This is a genomic window from Vibrio sp. 03_296, from assembly GCF_002265885.1.
In genome coordinates, this window is the sequence record NZ_NPKW01000128.1 from 1 (window position 1) to 20150 (window position 20150).

The 20150-nt window shown below is 48.0% G+C and carries 22 protein-coding genes and 1 pseudogene; 5 read left to right on the forward strand and 18 right to left on the reverse strand.

Annotation, left to right across the window (positions count from 1 at the left end; all coding sequences use genetic code 11):
- From CIK04_RS15660 to hpaH, 10 genes and pseudogenes are all read right to left on the reverse strand, one after another.
- Nucleotides 1-147, reverse strand: a pseudogene (locus CIK04_RS15660) (IS5/IS1182 family transposase); the annotation flags it as partial.
- 129 nt (nucleotides 148-276) lie between these two features.
- A complete protein-coding gene (locus CIK04_RS15665) occupies nucleotides 277-1728 on the reverse strand; it encodes an NAD-dependent succinate-semialdehyde dehydrogenase (protein WP_045595555.1) in 1452 nt (483 codons plus the stop codon).
- Between the two features lie 3 nt (nucleotides 1729-1731).
- Nucleotides 1732-2589 carry a 3,4-dihydroxyphenylacetate 2,3-dioxygenase gene (gene hpaD / locus CIK04_RS15670; RefSeq protein WP_097353423.1) on the reverse strand — a complete coding sequence of 286 codons (858 nt, stop codon included), beginning with the start codon at nucleotides 2587-2589 and terminating at the stop codon, nucleotides 1732-1734.
- Nucleotides 2590-2675: 86 nt separating this feature from the next.
- Complete coding sequence (locus CIK04_RS15675) at nucleotides 2676-3629, reverse strand: AEC family transporter (protein WP_097353424.1); 954 nt, start codon at nucleotides 3627-3629, stop codon at nucleotides 2676-2678.
- 31 nt (nucleotides 3630-3660) lie between these two features.
- Nucleotides 3661-4053: a 5-carboxymethyl-2-hydroxymuconate Delta-isomerase gene (locus CIK04_RS15680; protein WP_097353425.1), complete on the reverse strand. Its 393-nt coding sequence runs from the start codon at nucleotides 4051-4053 to the stop codon at nucleotides 3661-3663.
- 64 nt (nucleotides 4054-4117) lie between these two features.
- Complete coding sequence (gene hpaE, locus CIK04_RS15685) at nucleotides 4118-5638, reverse strand: 5-carboxymethyl-2-hydroxymuconate semialdehyde dehydrogenase (RefSeq protein WP_045595554.1); 1521 nt, start codon at nucleotides 5636-5638, stop codon at nucleotides 4118-4120.
- A 9-nt stretch (nucleotides 5639-5647) separates the two neighbouring features.
- Nucleotides 5648-6427, reverse strand: coding sequence for a fumarylacetoacetate hydrolase family protein (locus CIK04_RS15690; protein WP_045595553.1), 780 nt, complete (start codon nucleotides 6425-6427; stop codon nucleotides 5648-5650).
- Nucleotides 6424-7071 (reverse strand): fumarylacetoacetate hydrolase family protein, encoded by a 648-nt coding sequence (locus CIK04_RS15695; RefSeq protein WP_097353426.1) that lies wholly within the window; start codon nucleotides 7069-7071, stop codon nucleotides 6424-6426. Before CIK04_RS15695 ends, CIK04_RS15690 begins: the two co-directional genes overlap by 4 nt.
- 30 nt (nucleotides 7072-7101) lie before the next feature.
- Nucleotides 7102-7905 (reverse strand): 4-hydroxy-2-oxoheptanedioate aldolase, encoded by an 804-nt coding sequence (gene hpaI / locus CIK04_RS15700; RefSeq protein WP_097353427.1) that lies wholly within the window; start codon nucleotides 7903-7905, stop codon nucleotides 7102-7104.
- Nucleotides 7906-7913: 8 nt separating this feature from the next.
- Nucleotides 7914-8717, reverse strand: coding sequence for a 2-oxo-hept-4-ene-1,7-dioate hydratase (hpaH, locus tag CIK04_RS15705; RefSeq protein ID WP_097353428.1), 804 nt, complete (start codon nucleotides 8715-8717; stop codon nucleotides 7914-7916).
- Nucleotides 8718-9194: 477 nt separating this feature from the next.
- Between hpaH and CIK04_RS15710 the strand changes: the two genes are divergently transcribed.
- The 4 genes from CIK04_RS15710 to hpaR all read left to right on the forward strand — a co-directional run bounded on the left by CIK04_RS15710 (nucleotide 9195) and on the right by hpaR (nucleotide 12654).
- Nucleotides 9195-10220, forward strand: a complete 1026-nt coding sequence (locus CIK04_RS15710) for a TRAP transporter substrate-binding protein (RefSeq protein ID WP_097353429.1) — start codon at nucleotides 9195-9197, stop codon at nucleotides 10218-10220.
- A gap of 4 nt (nucleotides 10221-10224) precedes the next feature.
- Nucleotides 10225-10752 (forward strand): TRAP transporter small permease, encoded by a 528-nt coding sequence (locus CIK04_RS15715; RefSeq protein ID WP_039448472.1) that lies wholly within the window; start codon nucleotides 10225-10227, stop codon nucleotides 10750-10752.
- A complete protein-coding gene (locus tag CIK04_RS15720; protein ID WP_011150197.1) occupies nucleotides 10753-12051 on the forward strand; it encodes a TRAP transporter large permease in 1299 nt (432 codons plus the stop codon).
- 177 nt (nucleotides 12052-12228) lie between these two features.
- Nucleotides 12229-12654: a homoprotocatechuate degradation operon regulator HpaR gene (hpaR, locus tag CIK04_RS15725; RefSeq protein ID WP_039547335.1), complete on the forward strand. Its 426-nt coding sequence runs from the start codon at nucleotides 12229-12231 to the stop codon at nucleotides 12652-12654.
- Between the two features lie 55 nt (nucleotides 12655-12709).
- Here the strand turns inward: hpaR and hpaC are convergent, their stop codons facing one another.
- Nucleotides 12710-13216 (reverse strand): 4-hydroxyphenylacetate 3-monooxygenase, reductase component, encoded by a 507-nt coding sequence (hpaC, locus tag CIK04_RS15730; protein WP_097353430.1) that lies wholly within the window; start codon nucleotides 13214-13216, stop codon nucleotides 12710-12712.
- 151 nt (nucleotides 13217-13367) lie between these two features.
- Here hpaC and CIK04_RS15735 point away from each other — a divergent pair, with 151 nt between their 5' ends.
- Nucleotides 13368-13610 (forward strand): DUF2798 domain-containing protein, encoded by a 243-nt coding sequence (locus tag CIK04_RS15735; RefSeq protein ID WP_039448461.1) that lies wholly within the window; start codon nucleotides 13368-13370, stop codon nucleotides 13608-13610.
- A 101-nt stretch (nucleotides 13611-13711) separates the two neighbouring features.
- Here CIK04_RS15735 and CIK04_RS15740 read toward each other — a convergent pair whose 3' ends face one another.
- The 7 genes from CIK04_RS15740 to CIK04_RS15765 all read right to left on the reverse strand — a co-directional run bounded on the left by CIK04_RS15740 (nucleotide 13712) and on the right by CIK04_RS15765 (nucleotide 20118).
- Nucleotides 13712-14704, reverse strand: a complete 993-nt coding sequence (locus CIK04_RS15740; protein ID WP_269799034.1) for an aldehyde dehydrogenase family protein — start codon at nucleotides 14702-14704, stop codon at nucleotides 13712-13714.
- Nucleotides 14671-15117 carry an aldehyde dehydrogenase family protein gene (locus CIK04_RS33430; RefSeq protein WP_269799033.1) on the reverse strand — a complete coding sequence of 149 codons (447 nt, stop codon included), beginning with the start codon at nucleotides 15115-15117 and terminating at the stop codon, nucleotides 14671-14673. The genes CIK04_RS15740 and CIK04_RS33430 overlap by 34 nt, the downstream gene beginning before the upstream one ends.
- Nucleotides 15118-15144: 27 nt before the next feature.
- Nucleotides 15145-16632, reverse strand: coding sequence for a tripartite tricarboxylate transporter permease (locus tag CIK04_RS15745; RefSeq protein ID WP_072609972.1), 1488 nt, complete (start codon nucleotides 16630-16632; stop codon nucleotides 15145-15147).
- Nucleotides 16633-16652: 20 nt separating this feature from the next.
- Nucleotides 16653-17240 (reverse strand): hypothetical protein, encoded by a 588-nt coding sequence (locus CIK04_RS15750; RefSeq protein ID WP_080526343.1) that lies wholly within the window; start codon nucleotides 17238-17240, stop codon nucleotides 16653-16655.
- Between the two features lie 65 nt (nucleotides 17241-17305).
- Complete coding sequence (locus CIK04_RS15755) at nucleotides 17306-18247, reverse strand: tripartite tricarboxylate transporter substrate binding protein (RefSeq protein WP_097353431.1); 942 nt, start codon at nucleotides 18245-18247, stop codon at nucleotides 17306-17308.
- A 40-nt stretch (nucleotides 18248-18287) separates the two neighbouring features.
- Nucleotides 18288-18773 (reverse strand): universal stress protein, encoded by a 486-nt coding sequence (locus CIK04_RS15760; RefSeq protein WP_097353432.1) that lies wholly within the window; start codon nucleotides 18771-18773, stop codon nucleotides 18288-18290.
- 52 nt (nucleotides 18774-18825) lie between these two features.
- Complete coding sequence (locus CIK04_RS15765) at nucleotides 18826-20118, reverse strand: FAD-binding oxidoreductase (protein WP_039542658.1); 1293 nt, start codon at nucleotides 20116-20118, stop codon at nucleotides 18826-18828.
- Nucleotides 20119-20150: the final 32 nt, after the last annotated feature.

A 20150-nucleotide genomic window follows, 5' to 3' on the forward strand; every position in this document is an offset into this window, starting at 1 on the left:
TTTACAATAAAGATGAGCAACTTCATCACGAATGAATTCGAAGTCGATAGCATTATCGATTTTGCGCACTAAATGGTCTTTAGGAACTAACTGTTCCATCGTCACCATTTCCAGTTCGTATTGTTGCGGGGTGGGTTCTTGAAGCATATCGGAGTATCCATATTTCGATACCCCTATTAGATCAAAGGTCTAGCTCGAAAGCTAGACCTTTGTCAGCAGTCTGAGATAGCGACTAAGTCGTTATCTCTTTTTGCATTCTCAAGGATATGGGAAGGTTCAGCTATCCAATCCACCCATCAACATGTACTTCATTTCCATATACTCGTCCATACCATGACGAGAACCTTCGCGCCCTAGGCCAGACTCTTTAATCCCGCCAAACGGTGCAGCCGCAGTCGAAATCAACCCTTCGTTGATCCCCACCATACCGACTTCTAGCGCATCTGCGACACGCCAAGCACGACCAAGTGAGCGAGTGTAGAAGTAGCCTGCTAAGCCAGATTCCGTATCGTTCGCGCGTTCAAGCACTTCCGCTTCGTCTTTAAACCTAAACAGCGGCGCTACCGGGCCAAACGTCTCTTCCTCTGCGACCAGCATGTCGTCACTCATGTCTGTTAACACGTACGGAGCTACAAACAGTTGATCGTCATTAAGCAATCCGCCACACAGCACCTTTGCACCTTTTGCAACCGCATCATCAACATGCTCTTGCACTTTTGCGACCGAACTACTGTTAATTAAAGGACCAATCGCTACGCCATCAGCAAAGCCATCACCGACTTTGAGCTGTTTCACTCTGTTGGCCAGTTTCTCGGCAAACTCGTCGTACACCGCATCTTGAACAAACAAACGGTTGGCACACACACAAGTCTGACCCGCATTGCGGAACTTAGCGATCATCGCACCTTCAACCGCAGCATCAATATCGGCGTCGTCAAACACGATAAATGGCGCGTTGCCACCCAACTCCAATGCTAGCTTTTTGATGGTTGAAGCAGATTGGTTCATCAGGATTTTGCCGACATTGGTCGAGCCCGTGAACGAGACTTTACGCACACGTTTATCGCTGGTAAACACACCGCCGATCGCACGTGAATCACCAGTAATCACGTTGAACAAACCTTTTGGCAGCCCGGCATCCTCCGCTAGCTTAGCCAATGCCAACGCGGTAAACGGCGTTTCTTGTGCTGGTTTTAGCACCATAGAGCAACCAGCCGCAAATGCCGGAGCCGCTTTACGCGTGATCATCGCCGCAGGGAAGTTCCACGGTGTAATCGCGGCAACCACGCCAATTGGCTCTTTGGTGACGACAATCTTGCCGTTTTCGCGGTGGCTTGGGATGATCTCACCATACGCACGGCGTGCTTCCTCACTGTACCACTGGACAAAGCTTGCCGCGTAGGTGATTTCACCTTTCGCTTCAGTAAATGGCTTACCCTGCTCCATGGTTAAAATGGCCGCTAAGTCGTCAATATTGCCCATCATTAGCTCATACCATCTGCGCAACACGTCCGCTCGGTGATCTGCTGTGGTCTTTTTCCATAGCTCGAATGCGGCTTGCGCAGCTGCGACGGATTGTTCTGCTTGTTGTTCGCCGAACATCGGAATCTCACCAATGACTTCTCCGGTTGACGGATTGGTTACCGTTTGAGTTTGACCACTTTCAGCCACCCACTGACCGTCGATATAGCAGCGCTGCTGAAACAGCTCTGGGTAATTTAAGTTCATGTCTTACTCCGTAACCTCAAACACAACGTTAACCTGACCAGTACCAGAACTTGGGAAGTACTCAGTGATCACCATGCTTTCGCCTTGGTATTGATCCCAACCTAATGCACCAAACAGCATTGCGGTGTCGTGCATGCCACCTTCACCTGAACACAGCGCGGCGTAGTCAGGCAGCATTTCTAGGAAGGTCTTGTAATCGCGATTGCGCCATAGCTCAAGCACACGTAAATCAACTTGGCGGTTGAACTCTTTTGAAATCGTAAACGTTCCGTTGTTCGCTTCGTATTCATCGTTGTCCCAAATTCGATGCGACAATGAACCAGAGGCAAGCAGCATTACTCGGCTATCGCTCTGTTCCACGGCTTCGCGAATCGCTTCACCAAGAATGCGAGACGACTCAATGCTGTGAACCGTGCACCAAGCCGCTACAGAAACAACATTGAAGTGGTTGTCTTGATTCATAAAGCACATTGGAACTAACGTGCCGTACTCCAAATCGAGTGAATCCACTTGATGAGAAAGGGTAAACACACCCTTTTCCGTCGCCTTATCTGCAATCAAATCACCGAGCGCGCGATTGCCACGGTATTGATACTCGAGATTCTGAATGAAGTGTGGAAACTCGTGACTGGTGTAGTTGCCCGAAAACGAGTCATTTGAGTTGATGTGATAACCAGCGTTCACCAACCAGTGTGTGTCCAACACGATGATAGTGTCTACGTCCATCTCTTTTGCCATTTTGGCAATTTCTTTGTGACCATCAATAGCGGCTTGGCGGCAACCGAATAAACGGCCTGGTTGCTCTGACATGATCATGGTCGGGACGTGCGTAATTTTAGCCGCGATACAGAGTTTACCCATTCTTAATTTCCTTTTACCTAGTGCATTGTTTAATACGTTGCTCGCACAATGCTTCGTTATTGTTTTGATCTTCCAAATTACTGATCTTATTGAAATAGTGTCAGCGCGAAGGTGGTCATAACACTCACGGTCACCATCGCTAACAGAGTGGTCGGTAGTAATACTGCTGCGCACATACCTCCCAGGTTGTACCTTTGTCCGATGACGGCATACACACCAAACATCGGCATACTGGCCAAAATCACCGCGACTGCACTCATGGTTGGATCAAGTTCAAACCAACCGATTAAACACAGCATCACAATCACTGGATGCAGTACCAACTTGGCCAACATCACCAAGCTGATCTCTTGTTTCATACCCGATAGCTTCACCCCTACCAAGCCACCACCAATGGTGAAAAGCGCCACGCCCGTCACCGTGCTCGCCAAGATATCGATAATGCGCGCCGCCGTTTCTGGAGTTTGCCAATTGAGTCCCGAACAGAGCATGCCTAGCACAATCGAAATCACGATGGGATGCTTCGCCAAGTTTTTCGTTGTCTCAAAAACTGTTTTCTTCAGACTGCCTTTGCTCTCTCGGTTCGCCATGTCCGCCAACGCTAACAACAAAGGCAACATGATGAGATTTTCGACCACCAGCGTAAGCGAGAATGGAACTAACGCTTGGGTACCAAACAGAAAATAGATGATTGGAAAGCCAATCAATAAACTGTTGGAAAAGCTCCCGCCTAAGCCCAAAATCACGGCGTGACAGGGCGATTTTTTCAACTTAAGCAGCGCAATCGCTGCGACTAATCCAAACGCCAACAACGAGCCCGAGGTATAGGCGATGATGTAATCGGTATTCCAAATCTGTTCAAGTGGCTTACTGCTTAGCGCACTGAAAATCGCCGCTGGCAAGCCAAAATTGAACACAAACGCCGCTAAGCTTTTATGGCCATTGTGGGGGATGATTTCTCGTTTAAAGGCAACATAGCCAACACCGATAACCAGAAACACTGGCAATATCGTCATCACCACATAGCTAAGCTGATCCATCTACTCTTTCCTAAACCAAATTTGCCTGAGGCTACTGAGCAGCCTGCGCCAGTTTTTGGTGAATATTGTTCTTCTTGAAATTCAGTTGCGGATGAAGTTCGACCATCTCAAAGCCAATGCTGAGGTAGTGCGTCTCAAACGCTTCAGACAAGAACTCGCAATACACATCGAATACTCGCTGCGCTGCATTTTTCAAGGTTTCCATGTCTCGCCCCACGCCAACCTTTGCTGTGAGGTGGATAAAGCGGTTTTCCGGATCTTCGTCAGCAACCAAGTAGTAATCGCATTGGATTGCACGCGTACGAATTCCGCCTTTCGGGAACACGCCTGTGTCAATCGCTTCGCGGTGAATCGCCTGCATCAAAGCCGGAATATCGATATCCGTTTCAACGTTTGGCGAATACTCCATAATAAAATGTGGCACTTTGTTCTCCTTTCGGGCTTCGTGTCAGAGCCCGAGATTAGCTAAGTCTTCGGTTCTTCTTCGCTTACTTGCCAAGCGTTGGCACGCGGTGCAAGTCGTGAGCGATACAAACGTTCTTGGTTTCCATATAGAAATCGAAGCTCCAATCACCGCCATCGCGACCAATACCAGACATCTTCACGCCACCAAATGGTGATGGCAGATTACGGTTATTCTCCGAGTTCACCCAGATCATGCCCGCTTCCACTTTGGTTGCCATGCGCATTGCACGACCGGTGTTGGAGGTCCAGATATAACCAGACAAGCCGTAGTCAGTATCGTTGGCGATCTCTAACGCTTCTTCCTCGCTATCAAACCCAATACACGTCAGTACCGGACCGAAGATCTCTTCACGTGCGATTCGCATCGTGTTGTCTGCGTCAGTAAAGAGAGTCGGGGTCAGGTAGTTGCCTGCGCCTTTTTCTGGTAGCTTACGCCCACCCACTGCGATGGTTGCGCCGCCTTCTTCGGCCGCCGCCATGTAGCTCATGACCTTGTTGTAATGGGATTGATGAACCAGTGGGCCGACTTCCGTTTCTGGGTCTAGTGGATGACCAACTTGCAGTGATTCAACGCGCTGTTTCAGTGCTTCAATAAATTTCGGTTTGATGCCGTTTTGGATAAGCAGACGGCTTGAACTGGTACAACGTTGACCATTGAGGCTGTAGATCATAAATACAACTGCATCGAGCGCGCGTTCAAAGTCCGCATCATCAAATACGATCACTGGGTTTTTACCGCCAAGCTCAAAGTGCACGCGTTTCAGTGTTGGTGCACCTTGCGCTTGGATCATTGAACCAGTCACAGTTTCACCGACAAACGCGACCGCTTTGATTGCTTTGTGTTCTGTCAGTGTTTTACCGGCAACTTCACCAAAGCCATTCACCATGTTCCAAACGCCATCAGGTAGACCAGCTTCTTTGGCACATTCAGCCAAAATCGCCGCGGTTAATGGGCTGAATTCAGCGGGTTTGTGAACCACGGTACAACCCGCCGCCAGTGCTGGTGCAATCTTCCATGTTGATAGCATGAATGGCGTATTCCACGGCGTGATCACACCGACAGGGCCAATTGGCGTGCGAATGGTGTAGTTTGTGTGCGTATCTTGATGCAGTGACAAACCGTTTTTCGCTTCAGGTGATTTGTCCGCAAAGAAACGGAAGTTCGCCGCGCCGCGAATGGCCGCCTGACGCATAAAGCGTAAAGGCTGGCCACAGTCCATCGATTCAACCAGCGCGATTTCTTCCGCGCGCTGCTCAATCTTGTCTGCAAGTTTGTGTAGGATCTTCTTGCGCTCCGCACCAGGCATCTCTGCCCATGCAACAAACGCTTGTTGTGCGGCTTTGCACGCTGCGTCTACATCTTCGGCCGTTCCTTTTACCACTTTTCCCAGCGAAGTATTGTCCGTTGGGGTAAGGTTATCGAAGGTTTCGCCTTTTGAGCCTAACGTCCACTCGCCATTAATAAAGTGGCCAAGTGTGTTGTCACGAAAACGCGCGAGGTATTTCTGCGCTGTCGCTAAATTTTGTTCAAGCTGTTGAGTCATGTCACTTCCTTACTGTTCTACTGTACGGCGCGCGTAAAAGTCATCTTCCGTCAACACTGGGTTTTCAAGGCTGCCTACACCTTCGATGGTGCAGCGCACAACATCGCCGGGCTGAATGTCTTTAAGACCTTTTGGTGTGCCAGTTGCAATCAAATCACCCGGTTTTAAGGTCATAAAGCTGCTGAGGTATTCAATCAAAAACGGCACATCGAAAATCATGTCTGAGGTATTACCCTGCTGCGTCAACTCGCCGTTTACATGAGTGGTGAGCGCGAGGTTGTTAACGTCTTCGATGTCGTCGCAATCGACAATCCAAGGGCCGATTGGGCACAAAGAATCGCGGCTCTTCACACGTAGATTTGGACGGTAGTAGTTTTCTAGGTAATCGCGAATCGCGTAGTCATTGCAGACGGTGAAACCTTGGATGTAATCCATCGCGTCTTCACGTTTCACGTTGCGTGCTTCTTTGCCGACAACCGCGACCAATTCGCACTCGTAATGCATGAATTCGATATCATTCGGGCGGTATGACGGTTGTTGATGCGCCGTCAGCGTATTGGCACCTTTTAAGAACACAAGCGGCTCTTTTGGTGGCTCAAACGCCAATTCAGAAGCGTGATCCGCGTAGTTCAGACCAAGGGCAAAGATGGTGCCTGGGTTTTCGATTGGTGATAGCCAAGTAAATTGACCTGCCGGAATCGTGCGACAATCTGCGGTTATCGCATTGTCACCATCGTCAATTGTAACGGACAGCACATCTCCCAAATATTCAATACGTGCGCGTTTCATGCTGCCTCTCCTTTTACTTGATTCTCCAACTCTACTGACTCACCCAACGTTGAGCGAACTTCGTCACCCGGTGCGAGCTTGGTTCTTTCCCCTGCAAAACCAATTGCGATCACGTCGCCTTTTTCTAGCGTCATGATGTGTGAAATCAACTCAATCAACTGTTCTGCTGAACGTTCAAGGCGCGATAACGGCAGTGATTGCACTTGCTTGTCATTGATATAAGTGGTCACTGTTTGTTGTGATAAATCACCGATATCAGACACCATGACCGCTTGGCTTAGTGTTGCCGAGTTATCGAGGCACTTACCCTTAATATCTGGGCGGTAGTAGCTGGTTTCTGGCAGAGAAAAATCATGTAGCAGAGCCACTCCTGCGACGTAATCCAATGCAGACTGAGCATTCACGCGGCAACAACGCTCGCCAATAATCAGTGCAACACTTGCACTGACAACCAACTCGTCGCCTTTTGGATACGCGATCGGCTGTTGGGCGTGGTTCCACGTGTTGTGCGGTTTAAAGTAGAGTACCGGTTGAGTCGGTAACGCTTTGTATGGCGCTTGTTCAAAGGTGGTCTGCATCGATTGCAGTTGCTCAGCGTCGTTTAGCGCCACGCACACCACTTTTCCTTGTAGTTGTGTATTCATTATTTGTTCTCTAGTTTCTGACTCTACGAATTAATAAACGTTGTCGACGAGCTTGTTCGATTCAGATAACTGCTGTTTCAGCGACTGCGCGAGTGACTCTGCGCCAGCTCTAAGCAGCAAGGTATCGACACCCGCGCCAATAAATTTCACCCCACGTTTAGCGTATTGCTGCGCTTGCGCCGGGTCTAAGCTCAGAATGCCGACCGCTTTACCGTGGGCTTGAATCACTTCAATTGCGTGGTCAATCGCAGCGACCACTTCAGGGTGCAACGGATTGCCGATATGCCCCATTGAGCCGGATAAGTCAGACGGGCCAATAAAGATGCCGTCTACCCCTTCCACCGCTGCGATCTCTTCGATGTTGTCGATCGCTTGTTGCGTTTCGACTTGCAACAGCACGCTAATTTGTTCATTTGCTTGGTGCAGGTAATTCGGAATTCGATTCCACTGAGACGCACGCGCCAAGGCTGCGCCAATACCGCGTTCACCCATTGGCGGGTAGTAAGACGCACGTACCGCCTGCTCGGCCTGTTGTTTGGTGTTGATCATCGGCAATAGCAAGGTTTGAGCACCAATATCTAATAGGCGTTTGATCAAAGTTGGATTCGCTTCTTCAGCACGCACAATCGGTGACGCCGAATGTGGTGCAAGCGCCTGTAAATGCAGCTTGATGCTGGTTAAGTCGAAAGAAGCGTGTTCACCATCAATCAACACCCAATCAAAACCCGCGCTACCGCAGATTTCCGCGCAGCTGGTATCTGGCAGACCAAGCCATAATCCCCAAAGAGTCTGAGGCTCATGCAATTGCTGCTTAAATTGGTTAATCGGTAACATAGCCACCTCTACACAAACTTCACTGAAATGCCGCCAAGTGGACCAAAATCAGCGTGGATCGTGTCGCCTGCTTTAACCGCGACGGGTCTAGTAAATGAACCCGCTAGAATCACTTGTCCCGGTTCAAGAGACACACCATGTGGCGCAAAACGTTTACATACCCAGCAGATGCCGTTAGCCGGATGGCCCAGCACTCCTGCCGCCAAGCCTGTCTCTTCAATTTGACCATTGAGGTAAAGCATCGCCCCTGCCCAACGTAAATCGAATTCCGTTGGTTTGATTGGTCGACCGCCTAAGATAATCCCACCATTTGCCGCGTTATCAGCGATGGTGTCGTAGACTTTGCGGGTGTAACCCGTGTTTGGGTCGGTACGATGGCAACGTGCTGCAATGAGCTCTAATGCAGGTACAACATAATCCGTGGCATTAAGCACATCGAAAATAGTGACATTGTCACCTTCTAACTTTTCTTTCAGGACAAACGCCAGTTCCACTTCAATACGGGGGTCAAGGAAGTCATCCGCTTTAATCTGCGCGCCATCAGGGAAGAACATATCGTCAAGCAGTACGCCGTAATCAGGCTGATCAATATTGACCGCCATTTGCATAGCACGAGACGTTAAGCCGATTTTATAACCTTTGACCTGAGCACCTTCGCTCACCTTGCGCCCTACCCATTCACTCTGAATTTGGTAAGCATCATCCATCGTCATTTCTGGGTACTGCAGCGTTAGCGCAGAGATTTGTTCACGCTGTTTCTCTGCGTGGTACAGTCGTTCAGCCGCTTCTTGCCACTGCTCCTTTGTTAACATTCTATTTTCCTTTTTCTATATCGACCGACATTTGTTATCGCTAGTTGCTCATTCTGGCGTACGCGTATCGTGCTACTAGTCGACAAACTTAATTAACATGTTAAATACTTTATTTAATATATTAAGTATTGTCCAATTTAAGATGATGAGGAATTTAGTCATTTAATATCAATTACTTAAATTAAATCATTTATTAAAAGATGAAATTACGAGTTTTACATTTCACTAGAATTGCAACCTAAATCACAAAAATTCATGTAGTTTCGCCTCCTGATTCTCGAGTTCAGGCAAGAAAATCATCAAAATGGGCAAATTATTTTCCATAAATTGATCTAATTAACACATTAAGTATATTTTCCACATTTCATTAACATTCCGATTTGTCTTTGCCCTTTTTTAGTTAATATATTAATTAAAAGTCACTATGACTCACTCAGTGAGCAAACCCACCTAACGTGAACGAAAAGGACTAGCGTCATGCGAGTAAATAAAATCGCTTCAGTAGCCACATCAGCACTTTTGCTAATGAGCTCTATGTCGACACATGCGGAACCAGAAAAAATCATCAAAGTCAGCACTTGGGGATCACCAAACCACGGCATCAACAAAGTTGTTTGGCCGACTTGGGGTCAGTGGATTGAAGAAGCCACTGAGGGCCGAGTGACGTTGAAAGTCGAATACGATCTTGCCCCACCTCATACACAAATCGATGTTGTTACGGATGGCATTGGTGATGTCACTTGGATTTTTCATGGTCACAAAGCGGGTCGTTTCCAATTGACTCAGTTGCCTGAAATCCCGACTTTTGTCGAAGGAAGCAGCTCTGAGTTGATGTCGATGGCTTACTGGCGAACATACGAAAAATACTTGCAGAAAGGCCGTGAGCACCGTGGCGTAGAAGTGATGGGGTTGAGCGTTCATGGACCGGGTCAACTTATCACTAAAGAACCAGTTCACGCGCTCAGTGACATTGAAGGTAAGAAGATTCGCGTCGGCGGTGGGGTTATCTCGACCATGGCGAAAGACATGAAAGTCACACCCGTGTTTATTCCAACCAATAAAGTCTACGAATCGCTGTCTCAAGGCGTGGTAGAAGGCGCTTATCTACCGTTTGAAGCATTGAGTTCATTCCGTTTAGCCGAAGTGGCCGACAATACGTTGGTTATCCCTGGAGGGCTGTACCGCGGTAGCTTTGCGATCATTATGAACCGTGACACCTTCGCTGACCTTTCTAAGAAAGACCAAGAAGCGATCCGCTCAGTCTCTGGTGAAAAACTTTCTCGCTTATTTGGCCAAATGTGGGATAACGCAGACCAAAGCGCTTACAAAGATGCACTACAAAGCGGTCATACCTTTACGCCAGCAACACCAGAGATGATCACTCAGCTAAAACAAGCCAGCGAACCCCTTGTTCAGGATTGGTACAAAGTAGCAGAAAAGCGCAAAGTAAATGGCCAAGAAGCGTATCAGTTCTTCAACCAACAGTTAGCGAAAGGAATGTAACGCGATGTCTGGTTTTAGTGTTTCTAAAGCCATTGAGCGAGGGCTTGGTTCCCTCGCTGCTTTGAGCTTGTTCCTGATGATGGTCATCACGTTTATTGACGTGGTGTCTCGAAACCTACTGAATGCTCCCATTTTGGGATCAACAGAGATGGTTGAAGTCTTGCTCGCAATTATGGTCTTTATGGCATTCCCTTTGGTCTCATGGCAGGAAGAGAACATCTGCGTCGATTTGCTGGATAACTACTTTCCAAGCAAATGGATCAGTTTGCGTCAGATCATCATCAATCTTATTTGTGCTTGTTCGCTGATTTTGGTCGCGGCAACCAACTGGAAGCTAGCGGGTCGTTCGCTTGAATACGAGGAAGTAACGGAAATTCTTGAACTGCCATTGGGTTATGTCACCTACCTGATTTCGATTACTGGTTTTATCGGCGGAGCCTTAACTCTGTTCAACGCAGGTTGTTACACCAAGCAAATGTTCTTTGGAAAGCCCTCTGAATCAGACATTAGCATTAAAGGCAAGGAGGCCTAAATGATCGAATCTATTGTTGGCTTTTCAGTACTGATTGCACTGATATTGTTGCGTTTACCTCTCGCGTTTGCGATGGGTGTGATCGGTTTCATCGGTTTTTGGTATATCAATGATTACAATTGGACCGCAGCCATGTCGATGGCGGCGAGACGCATTATCGACACAGGTCAAGACTACGGTTTGTCCGTGATTCCACTGTTTATTTTGATGGGTAACTTCGTCACCAAAGCGGGTATCTCCAACGAGTTGTACAAAGCGTGTAATGCCTTTGTTGGTCATCGTCGCGGTGGTCTGTCGATGTCGACGATCCTCGCATGTGGCGGCTTTTCTGCGATTTGTGGTTCTAGCCTTGCGACCTCGGCAACCATGTCAAAAGTCGCCATGCCACCAATGCGTAAATACGGTTACTCTGACGGGTTGGCTTCTGCTTCTATCGCGGCAGGTGGCACGTTAGGGATTTTGATTCCGCCAAGCGTGATGTTGGTGATTTACGGTCTATTGACCGAAACCAGTATACGTGAACTGTTTGCCGCAGGCTTCTTACCTGGGTTACTCGGCATCGTACTTTACCTCCTTGCCGTGCAATGGGTGGTATCACGTAAGCCCGAAAGCGCCCCTCCGGGTGAAAGAGTCAGTTGGAAAGGCCGCTTGATTGCACTAAAAGGCATCTTCTCTACCCTGCTGCTGTTTGTGATCGTGATGGGCGGCATCTACATTGGTGCGTTTACCCCGACCGAGGCCGCGGGTATCGGGGCGTGTGGCGCTTTTGCGTTGGCAGGTGTACGTGGTAAGTTAAATTACACTGTACTACGTGAAATCCTCATCGATACGGCAAAGACCTCTGCTTCGCTATTCGCAGTGGTCATTTCAGCGTTGATCTTATCGAACTTCGTCAACCGCGCGGGCTTACCAACTGCATTGGTTGAGCTAATTCAAACCGCCAATGTCACCCCAATGATGGCACTCGGACTTATTCTGGTTATCTACATTATTTTGGGTTGTGTATTTGAAAGCATGTCGATGATGTTGCTGACAGTACCTATCTTCTACCCTGTCATTGTCGAGCTTGGTTTTGACCCGATTTGGTTTGGCATCATCGTGGTGGTAGTCACCGAAATCAGTTTGATCACCCCACCTGTTGGACTCAACGTATTCGTTCTGTCAGGGCTGATTAAAGACATAAATACCGCAACCATCTTTAGAGGCGTTTTGCCATTCTGGGTAGCGGATATGGTTCGATTAGCATTGATTGTGCTGGTGCCGGCTATCGCCCTGTACCTGCCGAATATGCTTTATTGATGTTAGAAAGCTCTTTACTGGTTAAAGAGCTTTTTTTGTTTAATTACTCGGACACTAACGCCATTACCATTAGACCAAGGTTATATCTTGTAATAGCATATGCGCAGGGATGAGTCGTATTATCCAACAACGTTGGCATAAATGTTGGCTAGAAAGAGTAAAAATAAGGTTAGTTAAGTGACTAAATACGAAAATTCTCTACCACTTCAATTACTTAAAGCGCGAGATATTGCAATGCACTTCTTTCGCCCTGTTCTGGCAGATAATGACTTAACAGAGCAGCAATGGCGCATTTTAAGAGTGATAGATACTAAGGGTTCGATCGATTTCTCTACCCTATCAAAAGAGACATGCATTCTCAGCCCGAGCTTAACCGGCATTATTAGCCGTCTAGAGAAGCAAGGACTGGTGACCAAGCAAAAGTCAGCCCATGATGGCCGTCAGTTCTACATTCATATGACTGACAAAGCCGCAGCCCTAGTCGAACAGCTTCGACCTCAAATTGAGGAGCAATACGTTGCGTTAAAAGAAGCGCTTGGCGAAAGTAAATATGAGCAGTTGTCTGACCTACTCAACGAGCTGATCGCCATTCAAACCAAATAAAAAACACCCACGTAAAGTGGGTGTTTTTGCAGGTTTTGATGCTAACACTTCGGTGTTAAGCGACAGCAGCAACTACTTCACGAGCATCAACATTCTTGAATTCACGGTCAAAGTAAATCAAACCGTCTTTGTTGTTCGAGTGGATAGTGTGTAACTCAACAAAAAACACTGTGTGCGTACCAACTTCCTGGCTAGAAGCTATTTTGCCTTCCAGTGTTGCGAGAGCCCCGTGTAAAACTGGAACTTGGTCTGCGTTGTTTTTCCAGCCTTCAAGGGCAAAACGCTCTTCCATTGCAAGGCCCGTCATACCCGCGAAATGCATCGACATTTCTTGGTGTTCGCTTGCACAAACATTGATACACATGTTGCCGTTTTTCTTGAAGATGGCGTTAGAGGCGCTGTTACGGTTAACGCAGACCAAAACCGTTGCAGGTGAGTCACTGACTGAACAAACCGCAGTAGCAGTAATACCGACAGTACCAGCCACGCCGCCTGTAGTGACAATGTTCACTGCTGCAGCAAGTTTAGACATTGCGTCGCGAAAATCCTGTTGTAGAGACATAGTAATTCCTTATTCTTGTTGAGTACTGACTTATCGTTTTATTTATCTATTTGCTTTGTAGCTGGGATAATAATGCAAAAAAGCCGCTCAGGAATGAATAGACACTTGTAGTAATCACTTGCACTTTTCGTAGCAAATTAGAGATAGGGAAATGAGTAAGAAAGAGATTCTAATCCAAGCAATTCTAGGCTCGCTGTTTATGGCATTGATGATGTCTGGGGTGATATCACTGAGTAAAGTCGGGCTAAATCTGCACTGGTTGAGTGCGTGGCGAGATTCGTTCTTTGTCGCTTGGCCTGTCGCGTTCGCTCTTAACCTTACTGTGATGCCAAAAATTCGCCGACTCGCCCACTGGCTGGCTTTGTTAGGTGAAAATAAACCGACCGCCGATTGAGGATCACAGATTAAAAATAGGCATAGAGGAACGGTCGATACCCCTTGCCAGCGATAAAGCTGATAAGAGGTATCTAGGTTTATTGAGCTTAGAAAAGCACCCTATTTATTGATGTTTACGACTTGCAGCAGGCTGTTTTCGAGTAGCCCTTCTAGGCCAAACTCCACGCCAAAGCCAGACATCTTGCAGCCGCCAAATGGCGCGTGAGGCAAAACTTCCGCATGGCCGTTGATCCACACCGAACCACATTCCAACTTGGAGGCTAACTCGCTCGCTTGCTCAACATCCCCCCAAATTGAGCCACCCAAGCCCACTTCGACGCTGTTCGCTGCCGCTACTGCATCCGCGACTGTTGAATACTTAATCACTGGCAATACAGGGCCAAACTGCTCTTCCTCAACCACACGCATTCCGCTTTGCGCGTTGCCGACGATCGTCGGCGGGAAGAAGTAGCCCGGCTTATCTGGTCGTGCGCCACCAGCGTAAATCGTGGCGCCTTGCTGTTTTGCCTCTTCCACCAGCGCGATCACTTTCTCAAGCTGTTGGCTGTTTTGCACTGGACCAAAGGTTACGCCGTCTGCGCTACCTTCACCCACCACTTGTTTTTCGGCAATATCGGCCAGCTTTTGACACAGCTCGTCATGTTGAGATTCATGTACATAAAGACGTTTTAATGCCGCGCAAGTTTGACCCATATTAATGAAGGCGGTGGCGAATAATCCTTCCGCAATCGCATCCAGATTCGCGCCTGGGAGCACGATACCCGCATCGTTACCACCCAGCTCAAGCGTTAAACGTTTTAAGTTTTTCGCCGCCGCTTGCATGATGTTTTGACCAGTCAACGTCGAACCCGTAAATACCAGCTTGTTGATCTCTTTATGCTCACTCATTGCGCGGCCAACATCGCCACTGCCGGACACCACATTCAACACCCCAGCAGGCAATACGTCTTGCAACAGTTGACCCAGTTTAAGTGTATTGATTGGTGTCAGTTCTGAAGGTTTTAGTACCACTGTGTTACCCATTCGCAGCGCTGGAATGATGTGCCAGATAGCGATCATTAAAGGCCAGTTCCAAGGCGTAATCGAACCCACAACACCGATCGACTTTCTACGGCCTTCGATGCGTTTGTTTTCTGAGTCTTCATAGACTTCGACCGGAATCTCAATGCTCGCAGTGTGCCTTGTCCAAGCCACCGCCCCCCCACTTCCATCTGTGCAAGTTGTGTCGGTTTTCCTTGCTCTTTGACGACAATCTCGGCCAACTCACCCGCGTTTTGTTCAATCACATCAGCGATTTTGTTGATGTATCCATCGCGCTGAGCTTGAGACAGCGCACTCCATTGCGGGTACGCTGCTTTTGCGCTCTCAACCGCTTTATTCAGCTGCGCAATTGACGCCACTGGCGCAGTAAACGCTTCTTGCTCGTTTGCAGGGTTGAGCACGATGCTTGATGGCATTTCACCTTGTACAGTTTGACCATCAATAGTCATTCCAAATTGGTTCATTGTGAGTTCCTTTCGTTTCGACGTTCGTTATTGTGTTTTTGTTTGATTATCTCTAACCATGCTGTAAACAAAGATGCCAATAGAAATGACGATCATGCTCAGCAAAGCTAGGCTGATTGGTCTGTCCCAAAAGATTGAGAAGTCACCGTTTGAGACTCCGAGTGCTTGCTTGGTACGGGCAAGAAACACCGGACCAAGTACCAAACCTAAGATGATTGGCACGGCTGGGATCTGCTCGCGTTTGAGAATGTAACCAAACACCGCAAAGCCAAGAGCGATAAGCGCATCAGAGAATTGGTAGTTTTGGCTATAACTGCCGATAAAACCGAGTACCAGTATCAGCGCACCGATAAAACGTCCGCGAATGCGCGTTAGGTTGGCAATCCATTTACTGCTGAAAGTCAGATAGATGAACGCGACGATATTGATTAAAAACAGCGAGATGTATAAGCCAGAAATGAACTCTGGTCGCTCGGCAAATAAGGTTGGGCCCGGCGTGTAGTTGTGCACCATAAACACAGACAACAGCATAGCCATCAACGCATCGGCAGGAATACCAAATGCCAACAGTGGAACCATCACTGAAGCCGTCACCGCATTGTTCGATGTTTCAGAGGCAATCAAGCCCTCCTCTGCGCCTTGGCCAAACTTATCTGGGTTCTTAGAGAGTTTCTGCGCCAGGGTATAAGAGAAGAACTGCGAACCAAACTCGCCCACACCCGGTAGCAATCCCATAATGACGCCTAAAATTGCTGAACGAACCGCGGTCCATTTATGCTTGATCACCACCAGCATTCCAGAAAAGCGCCCTTTGCCTTCATAAGTCGTGACTTGCGAATCGTTGCCTTTCTGCGATAGCAAAACAAACGCTTGAGACATAGCAAAAAGACCAATCACCGTTGGCACCAGTGGCACACCACCGAACAACCACTCTTGGTTAAAGGTATACGTCATGGTGTTGTATGAGCGGTCAATACCAATCGTACCGAGGAAGATACCTAGACCAAGCATCATCGCCGCTGCAAACGCTTGTTTGTAGTGCGCCATAACCACAAAGATCATCCCAAGCGCGGCTAACATGGCAAACTCCGCCGAGCCAAAATGCATCGCGATTTGTGATAGAAGAGGCGCTAAAAGAACCAGAGACAGCACACTGACCATGCCACCGAAGAAAGACGACGAGTACGCAATAGACAGCGCACGCTTACCCTCGCCTTTTTGCGTCATCGGATAGCCGTCGTAAGTTGTCAGCACTGCAACGGGCGTGCCGGGAGTATTCATTAATATTGCGGGGATCGCGCCGCCATACCAAGCGCCGCCATATACCCCGAGCAGTAAAGTGACCGCTGGTAACGGGTCAACGTTGAACGTCATTGGTAGCAAAATCGCCATTACGCCTGCGGGTTCCAGCCCTGGGATAGAGCCAATCGACACACCAAGAATCGCCCCGAACACAATGGCGAGTACGACTTGCATGGTGAGTATTTCATTGATTCCGAGAAAAATAGTGTCCATATCGATACAACATCCAATTACTACAAATACATATTGGCAAAGTCAGCCATTTGGTCGGGAAGGAACGAGAACAGCCACACATCCGGAAACCACAGCGCAATCGCGACTCTAAACACCAATACGATGATCGCGATGGAGACAAAGGAAGTAATCACCCAAAAGCGAGTGAACAGGTTGCTTATCCAAAGCATGGTCAGCACCAAGATAAAACTGGATAGCGCGAAACCAATCACCGACAAACTGAAGATGTAGAGGAAAAAGAAACCGCTGATGATCACCGCCGTTCGATACCGACTGATGGTACTAAAGGTCAATTCGATGGGATTAATGCTTCTTAAGCAGTGATAGTGCTTAATCGTATTCACCAATAGGTAAATGCCACTAAACAGAGCGATGATACTTAAGCCTAGCAACGGCGCGATGTAAGGCTGCGAGAACCAACCGTGCGCGTTTTGCACCTCTTTTGCTTGACTAGGTTGAAGTAATATCAGTACCACCGAGCCAATAAAGGAAAGCACGTAAAAATAGTAGTGTGATGGGAGACTCTCTGTCGCAAGACCTGCGTTGTCCTCTTGCTCCAGAATCACTTCGTTGATTTCAATCGTCATATGCGTTCAACTCCCTGAAAAAAGGGTGAGTAAATGAACCAGATATGTTTACTCACCCAAAGGACTTATTTCATGTAGTTCAGCAGTTCTTTGGCACTGGCAAAGTCGTTATCAATTACTTGCTGTGCTTCTTTACCACCCATCCAAAAAACGTTGGCACCAGTGTTTTGACTGATCGCCGTCACTTTGTCGGTCTTAAGCGCTTTTTGAGCGATATCTGCAATCACTTGTTTGATGTTGTCAGGTGTGCCTTTCTTCACAAACAGGCCATTCCAAGTGGTTTGTTCTACTCCAGTTTGCTCTTTAAGCGTTGGCACATCTTGGCTGATGCTTAAACGTTCGTGCGTAATCGAAGCGATGATTTTCACGTCGCCAGACTTCAAACAAGAGAGGATGGTTTGCGTAACGGTATTGACCACATCCGCATCGCCGTTAGCTAAGGTCGAACAGTTGATCGCATCAAACGGTGCGTTTGACGAGAACTTAATCCCAGCTTTGTCAGCCGCTTTAAACGTGATCGCGGTTGGCAGCGCTTGGTAACCAAAGTGAGCCAGAGAAACATGATTACTTTGCGAGTAATCGGCTAGCTCTTTTAGGTTGTTGTATGGCGCATCTGCTTTTGCAGCAATCACAAACGGATAATCTAGGAAGATCCCAACAGGCTCGAATGTTGTTTGGTCAAACGGTGCGTTGCCAGAAAGAATGTGCGTAGTGAGGATATCGGCAACGAATGAGCCGATCGTCAAACCATCTGGGCGCGCACGTGAAACCTCTGCTGCACCAATGATTCCGGCGCCGCCAGGTTTGTTGACCACTGTGGCTGGCTTGCCCGTTTCTTTCGCCATCTCTTCTGCAATTAGGCGAGTTAGCACATCTTCCAAATCACCCGGAGGCCACGGCACAACGTATTTTACTGGGCGATTAGGGTAGTCTGCGGCAACACTGGTGAGTGGTGTAAAAATCGATGCAAGTGCGATTGCAGTAATCAGTTTAGTCCTTTTCATCATAATTCCTTTTGTACTCTGAAGCTGGTGATGCCCAGCATTTCTATTTTTTCGCTATTGGTACTATCAATACGGGTACTTCGCTTTTCTGCAGTACTTTGTTGGCTGTAGAACCGAGAAACACTCTGGACAGTTCACTGGATTTTCTATTGCCCATAACAATCAGTCCGGCATTAAACTGCTTTACCGTGTTGATAATCACCTCCTCTGGATTACCGAATTGAACACATATCGAACACTGAACCTGAATATCCAGATCGGTCAGCTTTTCCTTTATGTATCGATGGATTCGTGTTTTAAGCTTTTCGATTAGCTCGTTTCTGTGTTGAGCGGAATGCAGCTTATCGATGTCGCTCGGCAGGTAGGAATAAGAGATATCGGGCGTAATCACGTCTGCCTTATTCACCGCATGCACATAGATAATTTTTGATTGATGCTTCACCGCTTGGTTAATCGCGGCTTCAAACACTTTGCGGCTGCCTTTATTTGCATCCGATGCGTACACAATTGCTTCAATCTCTACTGCCATACCAAGTTCCTACCTAGCTGATTAAGGAGCTTTCCAAACCCGAAAATTACTCTTACAAGCGACTAAATCGATAAGGAGTCGGATCGATAATCGGATCGTTACCCGTGATTAAATCTGCCGCTAAATGCCCCGCAGCTGGCCCAGTGCCAAACCCGTGGCCAGAAAAGCCTGTGGCCAGAGTCAAGCCCGGTATTGCCGCGGCATGGTCGATCACTGGATTCGAGTCTGGCGTTACATCAATCAACCCTGCCCACGCTTCGTCTATCTCGGCTTGTTCAAACACGGGATAGGCTTGGCGCAAATTGGTCATTGCTTCGTTGATAAGGTTCTGGTTGTGATTTGGATTGAGCGTTCTCACCTTTTCAAACGGTGTATCGCTGCCCGGTTTCCAACTGCGCGGCATTCTTAAATCATCGACAAAATGCTTGCCGAGTTTGATTCGTAGAAAGCTACGCTGGTGTTTCAACTGTTCAAGATAACGGTGGCCAATCAGCAGATGGTCAAGGCACACAGGTGCATCTAACGCGCCGCGCTGCGTGATCACAAAACCACCATTGTGATGCTTACGAAACGAGAAGTTTGACGCACCGACCGCAATATCGGTCGGGCCATCCATTGGCTTGGTTCTAATCACCGAGCAAATCAGTGGTAGGGTTGGCAACGAGACACCCAAATTACCCAAGAAGCGTCTTGACCACGCGCCACCCGCTAACAACACCTGCTCGCAGTTGATTTCACCTTGCTCTGTGACTACACCGCTTACACGGCCACCCGACATAGCAAGCGTTCGGACTGCGCAGTGCTGCACTACCTGCGCGCCGAGTTCCACTGCTTTTTCTAGGATTTTTACTGTTGCGATACACGGTTCAGCACGTCCGTCTGAAGGGGTGTAAATCGCCCCTTTCCATGACTTATTGCTGTTACCAAGCATGGAGTTAACCTTGTCGCTGCTGAGCAATTTGGAGTCGAGATCCAACGAATCCACTGAGTCCAACCAGTCTTGGTAAATGTCCATTTGTTGTTCAGTGTCAGCAAGGAACATAATCCCTGCTTGCTTGTAACCTAGGTCATGCCCAACTCTTTGACTCATACCAGCCCACAAACGGTCTGCTGCTAGCGCCAAAGGCACATCTTCTTTGTGTCGGCTGGTTTTGCGGATCCAGCCAAGGTTTCGTGATGACTGCTCACCCGCTACATAACCTTTCTCGATCAAAACTACAGGGACGTTGTTTTCGGCTAATGTCAGCGCAGCACTCGCGCCGACAATACCACCGCCGATAATCACTACTCCGGTGGATTTCGGCAAAACGTTTGATGTTTCCAGTCGTATGATTTTTTTTGTCATCCTAACCTCTCGCTCATCTCGATACGGCGCCC